Consider the following 16,994-nt stretch of genomic DNA (forward strand, 5'->3'; position numbering starts at 1 on the left):
GTCCGTCAAGTGGTGATGCAGGATGGTGGCCAATGGGTACCGACTTGAAGATCAGCACACGCTCGACCGTCGAGCGGTACTCCGACGCGCTGCTGGACCTGTCGCACTCGATCCACGCCGAGCCGGAGCTCGCCTTCGAGGAGCACCGCAGCGTCGAGAAGATCGCCTCTTTGCTGGTCAAAGAGGGTTTCGAGGTCGAGCGCGGGGTCGCTGACCTGGACACCGCGTTCGTCGCCACGTTCGGCAGCGGCGAGCTCGTCCTGGGTCTGTGCGCCGAGTACGACGCGCTGCCCGAGGTCGGGCACGCGTGCGGGCACAACGTCATCGCCGCCGCTTCGGTCGGCGCGGCGTTCGCTCTGCGTGACGTCGCCGACCAGCTGGGTGTCACCGTCAAGGTGATCGGCACCCCTGCGGAAGAGGTCGGCGGCGGCAAGGTGCTCATGCTGGAACGGGGCGTGTTCGACGACGTCTCGCTCTCGATGATGGTGCACCCCGCGCCGTACGAGTCGTGTGCCGCGAAGTCGCTGGCCATCACGGACCTGGAAGTGCACTACCAGGGCAAGCCGTCGCACGCGGCGGCCGCTCCGCACCGCGGTGTCAACGCCGCGGACGCGGTGACGATCGCGCAGATGTCGATCAGCCTGCTGCGCCAGCACTTCGAGCCCGGCCAGATGGTGAGCGGGATCGTCACCAACGGCGGTACCGTGCCGAACGTAATACCCGCCCGCGCGTCGGCGATGTTCGACGTGAGGGCGGAAAACCTGGAATCGTTGCAGCGCCTGGAGAACCGTATTCGGGACTGCTTCTCAGCCGGCGCGCTGGCGACCGGCTGCACCCATGAGGTGGTGCAGGTCTCACCGATCTACGCCGAGTTGACTCCCGACCCGTGGCTCGCGGACGCCTACCGGCGTGCGGCCACCGAGCTGGGCAGACGACCGCTCTCGCCGGAACAGGAACAGCGGGAGAAGATCGGGAGCACCGACATGGGCAACGTCACCAGAGTGTTGCCCGCCATCCACCCGACCATCGCCATCGACTGCGGAGACGCGGTGAACCACCAACAAGAGTTCGCGACCGCCTGTGCCTCGGCGTCGGCCGACCGTGCGCTCCTCGACGGAGCACTTGCCATGGCTTGGACGACGATCGCGACAGCCACCGATTCCCGGCAGCGAGCACGGCTGCTGGCCCGCGGAGGTGCGGCATGACGGTTCTGGACTCCCGGCCTTCGGGTCCCTCAACTGTGAAGACGTCCCCTGAGATGCTCGTCGACCCCACCGGGGTGAGCATGTCTCCTGTGGATGATCTCGGAGAAGGCCGTGGCCCCGCCTGGCTGGACGACTGGCTGAAGGCGCACGCCGCCGACGTCGTCGCCTGGCGCAGGCACATCCACGCCAACCCGGAGCTCTCCCGGCGCGAGTACAACACCACCGAGCTCGTGGCGAAGCTGCTGCGCGAGGTCGGCCTCAAGCCGCGCATCCTCCCCGGCGGCACCGGCCTGATCTGCGACATCGGCCACGGCCCCCGCTGCGTGGCACTCCGCGCGGACATGGACGCCCTGCCGCTGCACGAGAACACCGGCCTGCCGTTCGGATCCACTGTGGACGGTGTGTCGCACGCGTGCGGTCACGACGCCCACACGACGGTCCTGCTCGGCACCGCGCTGGCGCTCGCGTCCGCGACGGAGCTGCCGGGCCGCATCCGGCTGGTCTTCCAGCCTGCGGAGGAGGTCATGCCGGGCGGTGCGCTCGACGTGCTCGCCGCGGGCGGCCTCGACGGCGTGGAGCGGATCTTCGGCCTGCACTGCGACCCGCGGCTGCAGGTCGGCCGCATCGGCACGCGCATCGGCGCCATCACGTCGGCCTCCGACCTGCTGGAGCTGCGCCTCTCGTCGCCCGGTGGCCACACCTCGCGCCCGCACCTCACCGCGGACCTGGTGCACGCCCTCGGCACGGTCATCACCGGCCTGCCGACGATGCTGTCGCGCCGCGTCGACCCCCGCTCCGGCACCGTCCTGGTGTGGGGCGCGGTGCACGCGGGCGAGGCGCCGAACGCCGTCCCGCAGGACGGCCTGGTGCGCGGCACGCTGCGCACCGGCGACCGCGACATCTGGGCCGAGCTGGAGCCCCTGGTCAAGGACCTCGTCACGGGCCTGCTGGCCCCCACGGGCGTCGGTTTCGACCTGCACCACCGCCGCGGCGTGCCGCCGGTGGTCAACGACCGCGAGTCGACCCAGATCCTGCGCGCCGGCATCGAGGCCGCACTGGGCGACGACGCGCTCGCAGGCACCGAGCAGTCGTCCGGTGGTGAGGACTTCGGCTGGTACCTGGAGCACGTGCCCGGCTCGTTCGCGCGCCTCGGCGTGTGGAACGGCCAGGAGAAGCAGCGCGATCTGCACCAGCCCACGTTCGACCTCGACGAGCGCGCGCTCCTCGTCGGCGTCCGCGTGATGGTGCACACCGCGCTGGCCGCTCTCGCCTAAAGCGGAACCCTTTCGGTCTGAGCAGTGTTGTGGCGCGTGCGGAACGACTGCGCACGCGCCACAGCGCTGTCCGGGTCCCGTTTGTCCACCACGTAGTGCCAGTCGAACCGCACCTCGTCGGCCGTCACGCGCAGCGTCGACACGCCGTGCGAGTCCAGCTCGACGAACTTCACGTGCGGGTTCAACGCCTGGAACGCGGCCTCCACCTGCAACGACGCGGTACGCGGCGGCACCTTCAGCAGGTCGTCGAAGTTGTCGGAGGTCAGTGACGTGACGACGTACTCGGTGGCCACCGGCTGACCGCCGAGCGGTACCTCGTTCGCCCACGAGCTGTGGATGTCACCGGTCAGGAACACGGTGTTCTTCCGCTCTCCCAACGACCTCAGCACCAGCTCGCGGTCGACCGGGAAGCCGTCCCACTGGTCGGGGTTCGCCGGCGGCAGGCCCGGCAGCGGCGGCACCTTCAGCGGGCTGATCATCACCGAGTTCCCGACGAGCTGCCAGCGCGCGCCGTCGGTGCTCAGCGTGCTGATCAGCCGGTCGCGCTGGGCCGCGCCGAGGATTGTCGTGTCGGTCCGGTACGAGCGCAGGTCGAGCATCGTCAGCGTCGCCAGGTCGCCGAAGCGGAACGTGCGGTCGAGCCTGCCCTCGCGCACCGGCATCCACTCGAAGTAGGCCTGCGTCGCGGCGGCCAGCCGCGCACCCCACGGGCCCTCGGTGGCCGGGTCGTGCTGCGGTGAGCCGATGCTGGACGAGTTGTCGGCCGATTCGTGGTCGTCCCAGGTGGCGATCATGGCGTGCGCGGCGTGCAGGGCCTGCACGTGCTGGTCCGTCTTGTACTGCGCGTGCCGCTGCCGGTAGTCGTCGAGCGTGACGCACCGGTGCGTCGGCACGTGCGCCCGGACCGTGCCGTCGAGGTTCTCGTAGATGTAGTCGCCGAGGTGGATCACCGCGTCGAGGTCCTGCCGGGCCAGGTGCCCGTAACCCGCGAAGTGCCCGGCCTGCCAGTTCGCGCAGGACGTGACGCCGAAGTTCAGCTCGGACCCGCAGCCCGCCGTCTTGGTCCTGCCCACCGGCGAGACGACGTTGCCGACGCGGAACCGGTACCAGTAGCGGTGGTTCGGGCGCAGGCCGTGCACCTCGACTTTCACCGTGTGGTCGCGGGCCGCGGACGTGCGCGTGACGCCGCGCTTCACCACGTGGAGGAACCGCTCGTCGGCGGCGACCTCCCAGCGGATCGCGGCCGGCGTCACCACCCTCGTCCACAGCAGGACGCCGTCGGGCAACGGGTCACCGGACGCGACGCCGTGCTCGAACACGGCGGGCGCGGCGGCGCGGGCGGTGCCGGTCGTCGCGGCACCGGCCACGGCCGCACCCACCAGGAAAGTTCTTCTGCCAACCCCAGTCATGCCTCACAGCATGCCGGAGATCAGCTCACCGGTTCGGTCAACTGGGGACGTGCCTCCGGAGCCGCCGCCCGCACGGCGTCCGCCGCCTGGTCGTCCGGCTTGGTCTGCGAGGTGCGTTCGGCCTCGACGCGCGCGTTGTAGACCTCGACCTCGCGCTTGATCGCGTCCTCGTCCCAGCCGAGGACCGGCGCGACCAGCCTCGCCACCGCCTCCGCCGAGTCGACGCCGCGGTGGGCGTACTCGATGGAGATGCGGGTGCGCCTGGTCAGCACGTCCTCCAGGTGCATCGCGCCCTCGTGCGAGACCGCGTACACCGCCTCCACCTGGAGGTAGTCGGGGGAGGCCGGGATCGGCTTGAGCAGTTCGGGGTTCTCGGCGGCCAGCGACAGCACCTCGTGCACCAGCGAGCCGTAGCGGTCGAGCAGGTGCCGGACGCGGTACGGGTGCAGGCCGTGCTTGGCGGCCAACTGGTCGGCCTGGTTGACCAGCGCGTGGTAGCCGTCGGCGCCGACCAGCGGCACCTTGTCCGTGATGGACGGCTGGATCCGGCCGGGCAGGTCGACGTGCGCCGCGTCCACCGCGTCCGCGCCCATCACCCGGTACGTCGTGTACTTGCCGCCCGCGATGGCGACCAGGCCCGGCGCGACGCGAGCCACCGCGTGTTCGCGCGAGAGCTTCGAGGTCGAGTCGGACTCGCCCGCGAGCAACGGCCGCAGGCCCGCGTAGACGCCCTCGATGTCGTCGTGGGTCAACGGCGTCGCGAGGACCGAGTTGACGTGCTCGAGGATGTAGTCGATGTCGTGCTTGGTGGCCGCGGGGTGCGCCAGGTCGAGGTTCCAGTCCGTGTCGGTGGTGCCGACGATCCAGTGGTTGCGCCACGGGATCACGAACAGCACGGACTTCTCGGTGCGCAGGATCATGCCGGCCTCGGCGACGATCCGGTCGCGCGCCACGACGATGTGCACGCCCTTCGACGCCCGCACCCGGAACCGGCCGCGCGAGCCCGAAAGCCGTTGCAGCTCGTCGGTCCACACGCCGGTCGCGTTGATCACCGCGTGCGCCCGCACGTCGACCTCGCGGCCGTCCTCGACGTCGCGCACCCGCACGCCGGACACCCGGTCCGCCTCCCGCAGGAAGCCGACCACCTGCGTCGACGTGCGCACGACGGCGCCGTAGTGGGCGGCCGTGCGGCCGACCATCATCGTGTGCCGCGCGTCGTCCGCTTGCGCGTCGTAGTAACGGATTCCGCCGATCAGCGCGTCGCGCTTCAACGCCGGCACGAGCCGCAGCGCGCCCGCCTTCGTGAGGTGCTTCTGCCCCGGCACGGACCGGGCGCCGCCCATCGTGTCGTAGAGGAACAGCCCGGCCGCCGTGTACGGGCGTTCCCAGACCCGGTTCGACAGCGGGTAGAGGAACGCGACGGGCTTCACCAGGTGCGGCGCGATCCGGGTGAGCATGAGCTCGCGTTCCCGCAACGCCTCGCGGACCAGACCGAACTCCAGCTGCTCCAGGTAGCGCAGGCCGCCGTGGAAGAGCTTGCTCGACCTGCTCGACGTGCCGGACGCCAGGTCACGTGCCTCGACGAGGGCGACCCGCAGGCCGCGGGTGGCCGCGTCGAGCGCCGCGCCGACGCCGACGACACCACCGCCGACCACCACGAGGTCGAACGTCTCGGCGCCGAGGCGTTGCCACGACTCCTCGCGTTCGGCCGGGCCCAGCCTGCCGGTGATCGGCGGAGCGCTGGGGACGTTCGGTGTTGCCGGTGAGCTCTTTCGCGTGGCCACGACAGGCGCCTCCCTGTGACGACTCGCGGATCACGTTACCTGCACGAACCGTCGTTCGCCCACGGGCGCGACGGGCAGTGTCCAACGGCCCTCAAATGGCCCGAGTGCAGGTAGATGGCGTAGACAAGTGATCAGCTCGGGGATAGCGTCCGAGCACGATGCAGGCGGGCGACGCGGCCCTGACCTCGGGTTTGCGCGTCCACCTCGGCCGCAAACGAGTGGAGGTCGACGATGAGCGCAGGCTCGATCTTCGTCTGGGAGATGGTGGGGACCGCGATCCTCATCCTCCTGGGCACCGGTGTCGTCGCGAACCAAGTGCTCAAGGACACGCTCGGCAACAGCACGGGATTTCTGTTCGTCAACGTCGGCTGGGCCTTCGCGGTCTTCGCCGGCGCCAGCATCGCCGCCCCCAGCGGGGCGCACCTCAACCCCGCCGTCACCCTCGGCCTCGCCATCGCGGACAAGACGCCGTGGGCCGACGTTCCCGTGTACATCCTCGGACAGATGGTCGGCGCCATCATCGGCGCGATGCTCTGCTGGGCCACCTACAAGATGCAGTTCGACACGCACGACGAACCGCAGAACACCCTCGGCATCTTCTCCACCGGGCCGACCGTGCCCAGCGTGCCGTGGAACCTCGTCTCCGAGGTCATCGGCACGTTCGTCCTCGTCCTGTGGATCCTGTTGTCGCCGGGGGCCAAGGAGTCCGTCGACGGCGTGCCGCAGTTCGGCAACTCGGCGCTCGGCTACGCGGGTGTCGCGTTCGTCGTCCTGGTGATCGGTACCTCGCTCGGTGGCCCGACCGGCTACGCCATCAACCCGGCGCGCGACCTCGGTCCGCGCATCGCCTACGCGTTCATGATGCCGATCCGCAACAAGGGCAACGCGAACTGGGGCTACTCGTGGATCCCCGTCGCCGGCCCGTTCCTGGGTGGCGCGCTCGCCGCGTTGCTCTTCCTGGTTCTCCCGGTCTGAAAGGACTTCTCGCATGACCCAGTACGTGGCCGCGATCGACCAGGGCACCACGTCGACCCGCTGCATGATCTTCGACCACTCCGGGCGGGTGGTGTCGGTCGACCAGAAGGAGCACGAGCAGATCTTCCCCCGCGCGGGCTGGGTCGAGCACGACCCCGCCGAGGTCTGGCAGAACACCCGCCAGGTCGCCGCCGGTGCGCTCGCGAAGGCCGATCTGTCCACTTCGGACATCGTCGCGGTGGGCATCACCAACCAGCGCGAGACCGCCGTGGTGTGGGACAAGAACACCGGCGAGCCCGTCTACAACGCCATCGTGTGGCAGGACACCCGCACGGACAAGATCGTTCAGGAGCTGGGCGCGCTCGGCGGTGGGCAGGAGCGGTACCGGGCGAAGGTCGGTCTGCCGCTCGCGACCTACTTCTCCGGTCCCAAGGTCCGCTGGATCCTGGACAACGTCGAGGGCGCCCGTGAACGCGCCGAGGCGGGCGACCTGCTGTTCGGCAACATGGACACGTGGGTGCTGTGGAACATGACCGGCGGGACGGACGGCGGCGTGCACGTCACCGACCCGACGAACGCCTCGCGCACCATGCTGATGGACCTCGACACGTTGCAGTGGGACTCGTCGATCGCCTCCGACATGGGCATCCCGATGTCGATGCTGCCGGAGATCCGGTCGTCGTCCGAGGTCTACGGCCAGGTGCGGGAACGCGGTGCGCTCGCCGGAGTGCCGATCGCGGGCATCCTGGGCGACCAGCAGGCGGCGACGTTCGGGCAGGCCTGCCTGTCGCCCGGTGAAGCCAAGAACACCTACGGCACCGGCAACTTCATGCTGCTGAACACCGGCACCGAGAAGGTGATGAGCGAGAACGGGTTGCTCACCACCGTCTGCTACAAGATCGGTGACGCCGCTCCGGTGTACGCGCTGGAAGGCTCGATCGCGGTCACCGGCTCGCTGGTGCAGTGGTTGCGCGACAACCTCGGCATGATCGGGTCCGCGGCCGAGATCGAGGAGCACGCGCGGTCCGTCGAGGACAACGGCGGTGCGTACTTCGTGCCGGCGTTCTCCGGGTTGTTCGCGCCCTACTGGCGTTCTGACGCCCGCGGCGCGATCGTCGGGCTGACGCGGTTCGTCAACAAGGGGCACCTCGCGCGGGCCGTGCTGGAGGCGACCGCGTTCCAGACGCGGGAGGTGCTCGACGCGATGAACGCCGACTCGGGCGTCGACCTGACGGCGTTGAAGGTCGACGGCGGCATGGTCGTGAACGAGCTGCTGATGCAGTTCCAGGCGGACATCCTGGGCGTTCCGGTGATCCGGCCCGTCGTCAACGAGACGACGGCTCTGGGCGCTGCCTACGCGGCCGGGCTCGCGGTCGGGTTCTGGAAGACCGAGGACGACATCCGCGACAACTGGGCGCAGGACAAGCAGTGGGAGCCGCAGATGGACGACTCCCGCCGTGCTTCGGAGTACGCGAACTGGAAGAAGGCCGTGTCCAAGACCTTCGACTGGGTCGAGGACTGAGTTTCGCTTCCTCGCTACTGAGCCGGGGCTGTGCTGACTCCTGGAAGATCCGGCCGTTGCTTCGTCCTGATCGGGCTTCGCCGAATCAGGACGAAGCAACGGCATGAATGATCACGTTGTCGCGCGTGCCACACGTGATCAGCCGCAGCCCCGGCTCGTCCTTGTCCCGCGCGACGGCTTCGGCGAAGAAGTCGTCGCGGATGATCCTCTCGGTGCGCGCCACTGTGAAGCGGGCGACCGAACCGTCCTTCTTGGACACTTCGAGCAGGTCGCCCTCCCCGAGGTCGTTGAGGCGGAAGAAAACACCTCTGGCCTTGTTGCTCTCGATCCGGCCCACGATGATCCACTGCTGCGGTTGCGTCTGGTACCAGCCGGCCTGCATGCCCTCGTTGGCGGGCGGCATCTGCACGACGCCCAGGTGGTCGAGGCCGAGTGCGACGAGCGACGACCGCACACCGATCCGCTCGATCCGCAGCTCCATCGGATCGGAGTCGCCGAGAGGTGACACCACCGGCGGCGGAGCGGCTTCGCTCGTCGCCGCCGACGGCTTCGGTGCGGGCGCCTGCGAACAGGCTGTGGCCAGTGCCACGCACAGCACCGCGATCAAGACACGAGTCCCCACGTCTTCATTGACGCACATGTGGTGGCTTAGTTGCGCGTCCAATCAAGACTGATCGAAAACCGGTTCATCCCCGCACCGTGAACAGCTTGTTGTAGGGCCTCCACTTGCCCTCGCAGAACAGGTAGGCCCGGTAGGTCCCCGGCGTCGTGACCGCCTTGACGGTGCCCTCGACCCAGGGACGGCTGGTGCGCTGCAGGATGAGCGGTTCGGAGAAACCGGGCGAGGTGATGGCACCCTGGTAGGCGCATGCGTACGGGAAGAGCCTGGAGTAGACGTCCCCGCCAGGGTCGACGACCGGTTCGAGGCTCCACTCGTTCAGCGACGGGTACCGCACGACGAACTGGGCCGAGTAGGTCCTGCCGTCGCACTCCGCCGTCGCGGTGTAGCCGCCCGCCCAGGAGACCACCTGGACGGTGCCGGTGACACCGAACTCGTCGGGTTCCAGCCTCACGGGAGCGACGAAGCCGGGTGATGTGGCGGTGGTGGGCGTGTTGCAGTGGAGCAGCGACACGCTCACCGTGGTGTCGACGGTCGGGCCCAGGACGTGCACGCTCAGGATCACGTCGTTCTGCGCCTGTGCGGTGGCCGGTACGGCCACGAGCAGGCTGAGCGCGGCCAGCAGCGCTGCGATCTTCCTCTTCACGACGTCCTCCCCAGGGTCGTTGTGCTCAGGACACGCACGAGCCCCGGGGGAGGTTGCCGTCGTCAGTCGAGGTCGTCGTGCCGCATCAGCTGGCGGCCGGCCTCGGTGATCGAGCCGGACAGCGACGGGTAGACCGAGAACGTCGTCGCGAGGTGCTCGACGGTCAGCTGGTTCTGCACGGCGAGCGCGATCGGGAGGATGAGCTCGGAGGCGTTCGGCGCCACCACGACACCGCCGATGACCACACCGGTCGCCGGGCGGCAGAAGAGCTTCACGAAACCGCGGCGCAGCCCCTCCATCTTGGCGCGGGGGTTCGTGGCGAGCGGCAGCATGATCGTGCGCGCCGGCACCTCGCCGGAGTCGATCGCCTGCTGGCTGATGCCGACGCTCGCGATCTCCGGGTTGGTGAAGACGTTCGCGGCGACGGTCTTGAGCTTGATCGGGCTGACGCCCTCGCCCAGCGCGTGCCACATCGCGATGCGCCCCTGCATGGCGGCGACCGAGGCGAGCAGCAGCACGCCCGTGCAGTCACCCGCCGCGTAGACGCCGCTCACGTTCGTGCGGCTGACCCGGTCGACGGGGATGTAGCCGCCGCGCCCGAGGTCGATGCCGATCTTGTCCAGGCCGATGTCGCTCGTGTTCGGCACCGAACCGACGGTCATCAGGGCGTGCGACGCCTCGATCGTGCGACCGTCCTCCAGGTGGATCACGACGCCGTCGCCGGTGTTCTCGACCCGGTCGGCCCGCGCGTGCTTGACGACGGCGGTGCCGCGCTCGGCGAACACGTCCTCCAGCACGGCGGCCGCGTCGGCGTCCTCGTGCGGCAGGACTCGGTCCCGGCTGGAGACCATCGTCACCTTCACGCCCATCTCGGTGTAGGCGCTCGCGAACTCGACACCGGTGACACCGGAGCCGATCACTGCGAGGTGTTCCGGCAGCTCGGGCAGGTCGTAGATCTGCCGCCACGTCAGAATCCGCTTGCCGTCCGGCTCGGCGCCCTGCAACACGCGCGGGGTCGCGCCGGTTGCGATGAGCACCACATCGGCGTTGAGGACCTCCTCGGTCCCGTCCGCGGCCGTCGCCACGACCCGGTGCTGGGCGAGCCCGCGCGAGTCGTCGCAGAACTTCGCGAGCCCGTTGAGGAGCCGGACGCCCTCCCGCTGCAGCCGCGCCCGGACGTCCGCGGACTGCGCCAGAGCCAGCCCCTTCACCCGTCCGTGTACGACCGGCAGATCCACCGTCGCGAGCTCGTTGTGAGTCTGAATCCCCAGCTCACCGGCATTGCGGAAGGCACTGCGAGCCCCCGCCGAAGCGATGAACGTCTTGGACGGCACGCAGTCGTACAACACGCACGCGCCACCGGCCCCGTCGTTCTCGACCACGGTCACGTCGGCGCCGTGCTGCGCCGCGACCAGGGCTGCTTCGTAACCTGCGGGTCCGCCGCCGATGATGACGATGCGGGTCACGATCAGTTCCCTTCCACGGGGGTTGTTGGGCGGCTCAACCGTACGCGTTGACCGAATCGACCGTGTCGTCAGTACCGAAAGCTGATCGCCACGCCGCTACGCTGTCGGACGTGCCGCTCTATGCCGCGTACGGGTCGAACATGGATCCGAACCAGATGATGGAGCGAGCCCCGTACTCCCCGCTCGCGGGGACCGGCTGGCTCGTTGGTTGGCGCATGACGTTCGGTGGCGAGGACCTCGGCTGGGAGGGAGCCCTCGCGACCATCGTCGAGGAGCCAGACCACCAGACGTTCTGCGTGCTCTACGACGTGTCGCCGCGCGATGAGTCGCGGCTGGACCGGTGGGAGGGCGCGCTCGGGCTCTACAAGAAGATCAGGCTGCGCGTGCAGACCCTGGAGGGGTCCGTGGTGGCCTGGCTCTACGTGCTGGACGCGTACGAGGGCGGGCTGCCTTCTGCCCGGTACATCGGGGTCGTCGCGGATGCGGCTGAGGCTGCCGGTGCGCCTGATGACTACGTGAACGACCTCCGGACACGGCCTTGTCAGGGGATCGGGCCCTGATCGCTGGGGGGTTCCAGCCTGGTCGGGTTTGCGGGAGTGCGTCACCTTTTGTGGTGGTCGTGCAGACCTTGACGAGCCGGGTCATTTCATCGCCGCTTCGCGACGATAGAGATTGGGGCTGAGTGGGCGGGCACGTCACCGATACCGCTTGGACAGCGTTCCAGGAATGACGCCTCGCCTTCGGCATTGCGTTGGGTCTTGCCTGGGCTCGGCTGCGTCATTGCCCTGAGCTTGCGCTCGGTCGGGCTCGCCTGCGGCTTCGCCAGGCCCTAAAGCCATCCTTGACCCGTCTTGCCTTGCCCCGGTCTTGCCTTACCCGTCTCGCCTGAGAGCCGTCGCGCCCGACGCCGTCTTGCCTGAGACATGTCTCGCTTGAGACCCGTCTTGCCCGATGTCGCCTGCCCAACGCCGTCTTGCCTTGCCGCTCGCGCCCAGCCGGACTGTCAGACCTCCCGAGTACGTTGGGTCGCGGGGGAGCTTGGGGTCAGTGGGTCGTTGCAACGCTCCTGGTTGGAGGGTTGTGTGGGTGTTCCGAAGGTGTCTCGGGATGTGCGGGTCCGGTTCTGGGCCGGTGTCGCGGGTGGTCTGGGTGTGACCGCGGCTGCGCGGGCTGCGGGTGTGTCGTGGCCGACGGGCCAGGAGTGGTTCGTCAAGGCTGGCGGGGTGTGCGGCAACGGAACGAGACCCGTGTCAGGGCGGTATTTGTCGTTCGCGGAGCGGGAGGAGATCGCGCTGGGCCGGGCTGCGGGCCTGTCGATGCGGGAGATCGGCCGCAGGCTGGGCCGGCCGGTGTCGACGGTCAGCCGGGAGATCGCCCGCAATTCACGGACCGCTCGGCCTCGGCGTTATCTCGCCGGAGCAGCTCAGGCCAAGGCCGACCAGCGGGCCCGGCGCCCGAAACCGGCCCTGCTCGCGGTCAACTCCCGACTGCGCGAGGAGGTCCAGCGGCGGCTGACCCGACGGCACTCACCCCGCCAGATCAGTGCCAGGCTGAGGATCGACTTCCCCGACGATCCGGAGATGTGGGTGTCGCACGAAACGATCTACCAATCGCTGTATGTGCAGGGCCGGGGCGCGTTGCGCCGCGAACTCGCCACATGTCTGCGGACCGGGCGGACGTTGCGTCGCCCGCACCGCGCCGAACGCAAGACCGGCCGAGGCCAGATCCCCGGCATGATCATGCTCAGCGAACGCCCCGCCGAAGCCGACGACCGCGCCGTGCCCGGACATTGGGAAGGCGACCTGATCATCGGTAAGAACAACAAATCCGCGATTGGCACCCTGGTCGAACGCGCCACCCGCTACTGCCTGCTGCTGCACCTGCCCCGCTACGACGCCGTCAGCGTCCGCGACGCGATGATCACCACCATCGGCGCCCTTCCGAAACACCTATGGCGCTCGCTGGCATGGGACCAGGGCTCGGAGATGAACCGCCATGCCGAGATCACCCTGGCCACTGACCTGGACATCTACTTCTGCGACCCGCACTCGCCCTGGCAACGCGGCAGCAACGAAAACACCAACGGCCTACTCCGCCAGTACTTCCCCAAAGGCACAGACCTCACCGCTCACACCCCAGAACACCTCGCCGCCATCGCCGCCGAACTCAACGGCCGACCACGACAAACCCTCGGCTGGCACACCCCAGCCGAAGCACTCCACCAACTACTCTTCCCACCAACATCAACCGTTGCGACGACCGGTTGAACCCACCGATCCTGCGTGCGAGGGGACCCCTGCGCCAGCGTGCGAACCTGCAGGTCAGCGGCCGTTGCCCGTCGCTTCTGCCAGGAGTTCGACCAGGTGGTGGTGGAGGCGGCGGTAGTCGACCGGCGTGATGGTCGACCACGGCGGCTGGCCCTCGGTGGCGCGCCTCAGCTGCAGGTAGCGGCCCTTCGGGGTGTCGTAGAAGGCGACCACGCGGTCCGGGCGGATTCGTTTGCCCCACTTGTCGCGCGCTGCCGCGCCGAACTGGCCCCTGTTGGTGGCGTCTCGCACCATCTCGGCCAGGGTGTGGGCGTCGTTGCCCCTGAGGAGGCCCTGCAGGCCCGTTTCGAGGTCTTCCGGGGTGGTGGCGGCTGCCGCGGCCGCGTCCAGGTCCGCGGACGGCAGGGTGATCGAGTGGCCCTCGCCTGCCGGCGCCGCCGGGAGGGCGGTGAGGGCCTCGCGGGGGAGGCCGTCCGCCTCTGCCGGGCGGAGGATCAGCTGGCTGCCGTCCAGGACCGCCAGGACGCCTGCCTGGCCCTTGCCCGCGGCGAGGAGGCGGAGGCTGCGGTCGTGCAGCCACATGCGGGCGTCGATCTCCTGTTGCGGGCGGTTCAGGACGTGCAGCAGGTCTTCCAGGGTCGGGTCCAGGGAGCGGGGGCCGCCCAGGCCCCGTGCTCCCAGCTGGCGCCAGACCTGGTCTTCGAGCGTGCGGCGTTCGTCGGTCGTCTTGCCCGGTGAGGGGACCTTGAGGACGAGCGGCATCGTCTCGAGGCCCAGGTGGTCCCAGAGGACGTCGAACTCCAGCGTGGAGATGACCACCGGGTCGCGCGTTTCGCTCGACCCGGCGTCCAAGCCGAACAGAGTCATCAGTCGGTCGTGCTCTCCCCGATCACGGGCAGTGCGTAGCTGCCCACGCCGTAGATGTCGTCGCGCTCGCGGAGGTAGTCGGCCGCCTTGTGCTCCAGGTCCTCTTCCTCCTCGCCCTTGCGGCCGCTGCCCATGCCGCCGAACGGGTCGAACGACTGGGGCATCGGGACCGCCCGGCGGTGGACCTGGTCGTTGTTCTGGGCGCCCACGGTGCCCATCGGGCCCATGGCCGAGCCCGCGCCGTTCGAGACGCCTGCCGCGTGGCCCGCGTTCATCACGGTGCCCGCCGCGGCCGCGCTGGAGGCCGCGGTCGCGCCCTCCTCCATCTGCTTCGGGCCGGATTCGGAGCCGTGCGAGCCCGAACGGCTGGAGGTGCGCTGGCCGGGAAGGCCGACGCCCGCGACTCCCGTGCCGCCGGGGCCACCGGTGCCGATCGACGTCGTCGTGTGCGAGGTGCCCTTCACGGCCGGGGCCGTGGTGCCGGTGCCCGACGTGCGGGTCGTGGAGCCGGGCGCGGTGGTCGAGCCGGGGCGCGGTGGCGGGGCCGCCGCGGTGCCGCGGGTGCCGGTGCCCGAAGTGCGGCCGCGCGTGCCGCCGGGGCCGGTGCCGTTCGGGCCCACGCCCCAGACCTCCGCCGTGCCGACGTGGGCACCGCCGCCGTGGGCGACGCCGGAGCCGCTGATCTGCAGCTGCGGGGGCTGGGAGAACTGGCCGAGCGTCGAGGTGTTCGCCGTCGTGGACGACGCGTAGGTGGACATGACCTCACGGGCGCGGCGCTCGGCGGCGTCCTGGGCCGCCTCCTGCTTCTCGTGGTCGGTCTGGCCACCGAAGAGGTGGGTGATGCCGGTGACGAGCGCGCCGGGCTGCTCGGCGGTCACGGCGACCGGCTTCGGCATGTCGGCGCGGGCCTTCGCGACGTACCCGGCCTGCAGTTCGGCCGAGACGCGCATCACGTCGGCGCCGCTGCGGGCGCTGTCGGCCCAGGCGGCGACGGGGTTCAGGCCCGACTGCGCGATCTCGGCGGCCTTGCCCTGCCACTTCGCGCCGGAGAGCGTGATGCCCTTGTGCAGGTCGTCGTTGATCTCCGTCAACGCGGCCGACACGCCTTCCCAGCGCTGCATCGACGCGAAGGAGGCGGAGGCACCCGGACCGGAGTGGATGCGTTCGTAGAGCTCTTTGTGGCTGTAGCCCTGCCAGCGGTGGTCGACCATGTCAGCACCCGCTCTTGTTCATCATGCCGGTGTTGTCGCCCTCGACCACGGCGTACTGCCGCTCGATCTGGTTGAGGTTGTCCATCGCGGTCTTGAGCTGCCGCTGGTAGTTCAGCAGCGCCTGGAGCGCCGAGTCACCGTCGGAGATCGACCGGTCGTTGAACTTCTCGGCCGCCTCGGCGCTGACCGGGTCGCCGGCCCACGGCCGCACGCGGAACTCGGTCACGGCCATCTCGATCTGCTTGTCCAGCTTGATCAGGGCCGCCGAGAACGTGTTGCGCAGCGCGGGGATCGCCTCCGGCTCCACGTTCAGCTGGTGCGCGGCCGGCGGCGAGGCGTCGGCCCCGCTGCGTCCCCCTGGCGGCATGGTGAAACCTCCCGCGATTGTGCCTACAAGCGCTCCGACACTCTAACCACCGAAGGTAACGCTGGGGAGTGCGATCAGTGACATCCGCCCGTGTGGGTCAGCGCTTCTGGAGCAAACTGGCCATCGCGGCCTCTGCCACCCGCTGGGCACCGAGGCAAAGATGATCTTGTTGTACCGCACTGGAATTGCCGCCGTCGCGGAACATGACGTCGAGGAACTGCCCATCGGCGACGTCTATCTCGACGTTGCAGACGTCGTTCACGTCGGGTGTGCGGACAGTAATCGCCGCGAACCCCTCGATCGCGCTGACCGTGTAGTCGACCTGGGCGTTCTCCGACAGCCACACCTCGGCGCCGGACACCGTCACGAGCGCGAGCCGGGCCACGTTGCCGCTCGTCGTGCTGCGGATCGTGCACGCCCGCGCCCCGCCGAAGCTCGGCTCGACGTACGCGCTGGGCGGGTTGTCGAGGCTCAGCGCCGTCAGCTGGTCGGGTGACAGGATCCCGCACGGCTCGACGGCGTCCAGCGGCACCGCGCGCGGCCGTTGCGGGAAGTCCATCTGCGCCGACGTCGTCGTGGGCGAGGGCGGCGGAGGCGGCGGGGTGGTCAGCGAACTCTGCTCAGGCGGAGCCGTGCACCCGGCCAGCGCCAGCACGACGATGAGGAGCCCCGTGGTCCGCATGGCCGGTCACCGTAGCTGCTCTGGGAAGGGGTCCGACGCCAGCCGTGACCACAGCAACTGGTCTTCGCGCTGATCATCGACCATCGCCTCCTCGCGAAGACGACCCTCAAGAGTGAACCCGCACTTCTCCGCGACCCGCTGCGACGCCGTGTTCGACACCGCGTGCCGGTACGTCACCCGATGGATGTCCATCGCGCCGTAGACCCACCCGAGCACGGAGTTGAGCGCCTTGGGCAGCACGCCCTTGCCGCGGTGCGCGGGCTGGCTCCAGCACATCACCTCGGCGGACGCCAGGTGGTGGTCGACGTTGTGGATCACGATCCCGGCCCAGACCTCGGCCGTCACCGCCTCGCACACCGCCCACGACCAGCGGTAGTCCTTCGCCCAGCCGTCGGCCAGCAGCAGCACGAGCGTCTCGGCTGACGGCGCGTCCTGACCGGTGAGGCGGGGCATGTAGCGGCGGGTCTCGGGGTCGGCGAACGCCTCGGCCAACGCCGGCACGTCGTCGATGCGGTCGTCGGTGCGGAAGGCGCGCAGGTAGTACTCGCCCGCGTTGATCTCGACTGGCTCCACGGCGAGGAGGCTAATCGGAGAGGGTGAAGCCGAGGTGTTGCGCGGTGAGGTGGCATGCGCGCGTCGTCGGCGAAGGCGGGGTGTTGGGCGGCGAGGTCGGACGTCACGCGTCGCCGGTGAAGCGGCG

16 protein-coding genes are annotated in these 16,994 nt (G+C 69.6%); 6 read left to right on the forward strand and 10 right to left on the reverse strand.

Going from position 1 to position 16,994, the window contains the following annotated elements; genetic code table 11:
- Positions 1–32 precede the first annotated feature (32 nt).
- Together ACQEU1_RS31020 and ACQEU1_RS31025 are read left to right on the forward strand one after the other, a co-directional pair.
- Positions 33–1,205, forward strand: coding sequence for a M20 family metallopeptidase (locus tag ACQEU1_RS31020; protein ID WP_433209313.1), 1,173 nt, complete (start codon positions 33–35; stop codon positions 1,203–1,205).
- Positions 1,202–2,479 carry a M20 family metallopeptidase gene (locus ACQEU1_RS31025; RefSeq protein WP_433209315.1) on the forward strand — a complete coding sequence of 426 codons (1,278 nt, stop codon included), beginning with the start codon at positions 1,202–1,204 and terminating at the stop codon, positions 2,477–2,479. The genes ACQEU1_RS31020 and ACQEU1_RS31025 overlap by 4 nt, the downstream gene beginning before the upstream one ends.
- On the opposite strand, the gene ACQEU1_RS31030 is transcribed toward ACQEU1_RS31025, so the two are convergent.
- Both ACQEU1_RS31030 and ACQEU1_RS31035 read right to left on the reverse strand, forming a co-directional pair.
- The gene (locus ACQEU1_RS31030; protein ID WP_433209318.1) at positions 2,476–3,888 is read right to left on the reverse strand and encodes an alkaline phosphatase D family protein; all 1,413 of its coding nucleotides are present in this window, start codon (positions 3,886–3,888) and stop codon (positions 2,476–2,478) included. The two genes, ACQEU1_RS31025 and ACQEU1_RS31030, sit on opposite strands and share 4 nt — an antisense overlap.
- 20 nt (positions 3,889–3,908) lie before the next feature.
- Positions 3,909–5,618, reverse strand: coding sequence for a glycerol-3-phosphate dehydrogenase/oxidase (locus ACQEU1_RS31035; RefSeq protein ID WP_433211880.1), 1,710 nt, complete (start codon positions 5,616–5,618; stop codon positions 3,909–3,911).
- A gap of 285 nt (positions 5,619–5,903) precedes the next feature.
- On the opposite strand from ACQEU1_RS31035, the gene ACQEU1_RS31040 reads away from it, so the two are divergent.
- Together ACQEU1_RS31040 and glpK are read left to right on the forward strand one after the other, a co-directional pair.
- The gene (locus tag ACQEU1_RS31040; RefSeq protein ID WP_433209321.1) at positions 5,904–6,647 is read left to right on the forward strand and encodes an MIP/aquaporin family protein; all 744 of its coding nucleotides are present in this window, start codon (positions 5,904–5,906) and stop codon (positions 6,645–6,647) included.
- Positions 6,648–6,660: 13 nt separating this feature from the next.
- Entirely contained in the window at positions 6,661–8,169 is a 1,509-nt protein-coding gene (gene glpK, locus ACQEU1_RS31045; RefSeq protein WP_433209324.1) for a glycerol kinase GlpK, read from the forward strand.
- An 85-nt stretch (positions 8,170–8,254) separates the two neighbouring features.
- On the opposite strand, the gene ACQEU1_RS31050 is transcribed toward glpK, so the two are convergent.
- The 3 genes from ACQEU1_RS31050 to ACQEU1_RS31060 all read right to left on the reverse strand — a co-directional run bounded on the left by ACQEU1_RS31050 (position 8,255) and on the right by ACQEU1_RS31060 (position 10,900).
- Complete coding sequence (locus ACQEU1_RS31050; RefSeq protein ID WP_433209327.1) at positions 8,255–8,791, reverse strand: sortase domain-containing protein; 537 nt, start codon at positions 8,789–8,791, stop codon at positions 8,255–8,257.
- A gap of 64 nt (positions 8,792–8,855) precedes the next feature.
- On the reverse strand, positions 8,856–9,434 hold the full coding sequence (locus tag ACQEU1_RS31055) for a hypothetical protein (protein WP_433209330.1): 579 nt from the start codon (positions 9,432–9,434) through the stop codon (positions 8,856–8,858).
- A 62-nt stretch (positions 9,435–9,496) separates the two neighbouring features.
- Positions 9,497–10,900, reverse strand: coding sequence for an NAD(P)H-quinone dehydrogenase (locus ACQEU1_RS31060; protein ID WP_433209333.1), 1,404 nt, complete (start codon positions 10,898–10,900; stop codon positions 9,497–9,499).
- Positions 10,901–11,010: 110 nt separating this feature from the next.
- Between ACQEU1_RS31060 and ACQEU1_RS31065 the strand changes: the two genes are divergently transcribed.
- Positions 11,011–11,460, forward strand: coding sequence for a gamma-glutamylcyclotransferase family protein (locus ACQEU1_RS31065; protein ID WP_030478530.1), 450 nt, complete (start codon positions 11,011–11,013; stop codon positions 11,458–11,460).
- 585 nt (positions 11,461–12,045) lie between these two features.
- Entirely contained in the window at positions 12,046–13,167 is a 1,122-nt protein-coding gene (locus ACQEU1_RS31070) for an IS30 family transposase (RefSeq protein WP_433211446.1), read from the forward strand.
- A gap of 54 nt (positions 13,168–13,221) precedes the next feature.
- On the opposite strand, the gene ACQEU1_RS31075 is transcribed toward ACQEU1_RS31070, so the two are convergent.
- The 5 genes from ACQEU1_RS31075 to ACQEU1_RS31095 all read right to left on the reverse strand — a co-directional run bounded on the left by ACQEU1_RS31075 (position 13,222) and on the right by ACQEU1_RS31095 (position 16,867).
- A complete protein-coding gene (locus ACQEU1_RS31075; RefSeq protein ID WP_433209337.1) occupies positions 13,222–14,034 on the reverse strand; it encodes an ESX secretion-associated protein EspG in 813 nt (270 codons plus the stop codon).
- A complete protein-coding gene (locus ACQEU1_RS31080) occupies positions 14,034–15,245 on the reverse strand; it encodes a PPE domain-containing protein (protein ID WP_433209340.1) in 1,212 nt (403 codons plus the stop codon). Before ACQEU1_RS31080 ends, ACQEU1_RS31075 begins: the two co-directional genes overlap by 1 nt.
- 1 nt (position 15,246) lies before the next feature.
- A complete protein-coding gene (locus tag ACQEU1_RS31085) occupies positions 15,247–15,612 on the reverse strand; it encodes a transcriptional regulator (protein ID WP_433209343.1) in 366 nt (121 codons plus the stop codon).
- 97 nt (positions 15,613–15,709) lie between these two features.
- Complete coding sequence (locus ACQEU1_RS31090) at positions 15,710–16,294, reverse strand: DUF3558 domain-containing protein (RefSeq protein ID WP_433209346.1); 585 nt, start codon at positions 16,292–16,294, stop codon at positions 15,710–15,712.
- A gap of 6 nt (positions 16,295–16,300) precedes the next feature.
- The gene (locus tag ACQEU1_RS31095; protein WP_433209349.1) at positions 16,301–16,867 is read right to left on the reverse strand and encodes a GNAT family N-acetyltransferase; all 567 of its coding nucleotides are present in this window, start codon (positions 16,865–16,867) and stop codon (positions 16,301–16,303) included.
- Positions 16,868–16,994: the final 127 nt, after the last annotated feature.

It is taken from the genome of Lentzea sp. CA-135723, from assembly GCF_050936595.1.
GTDB lineage: Bacteria > Actinomycetota > Actinomycetes > Mycobacteriales > Pseudonocardiaceae > Lentzea.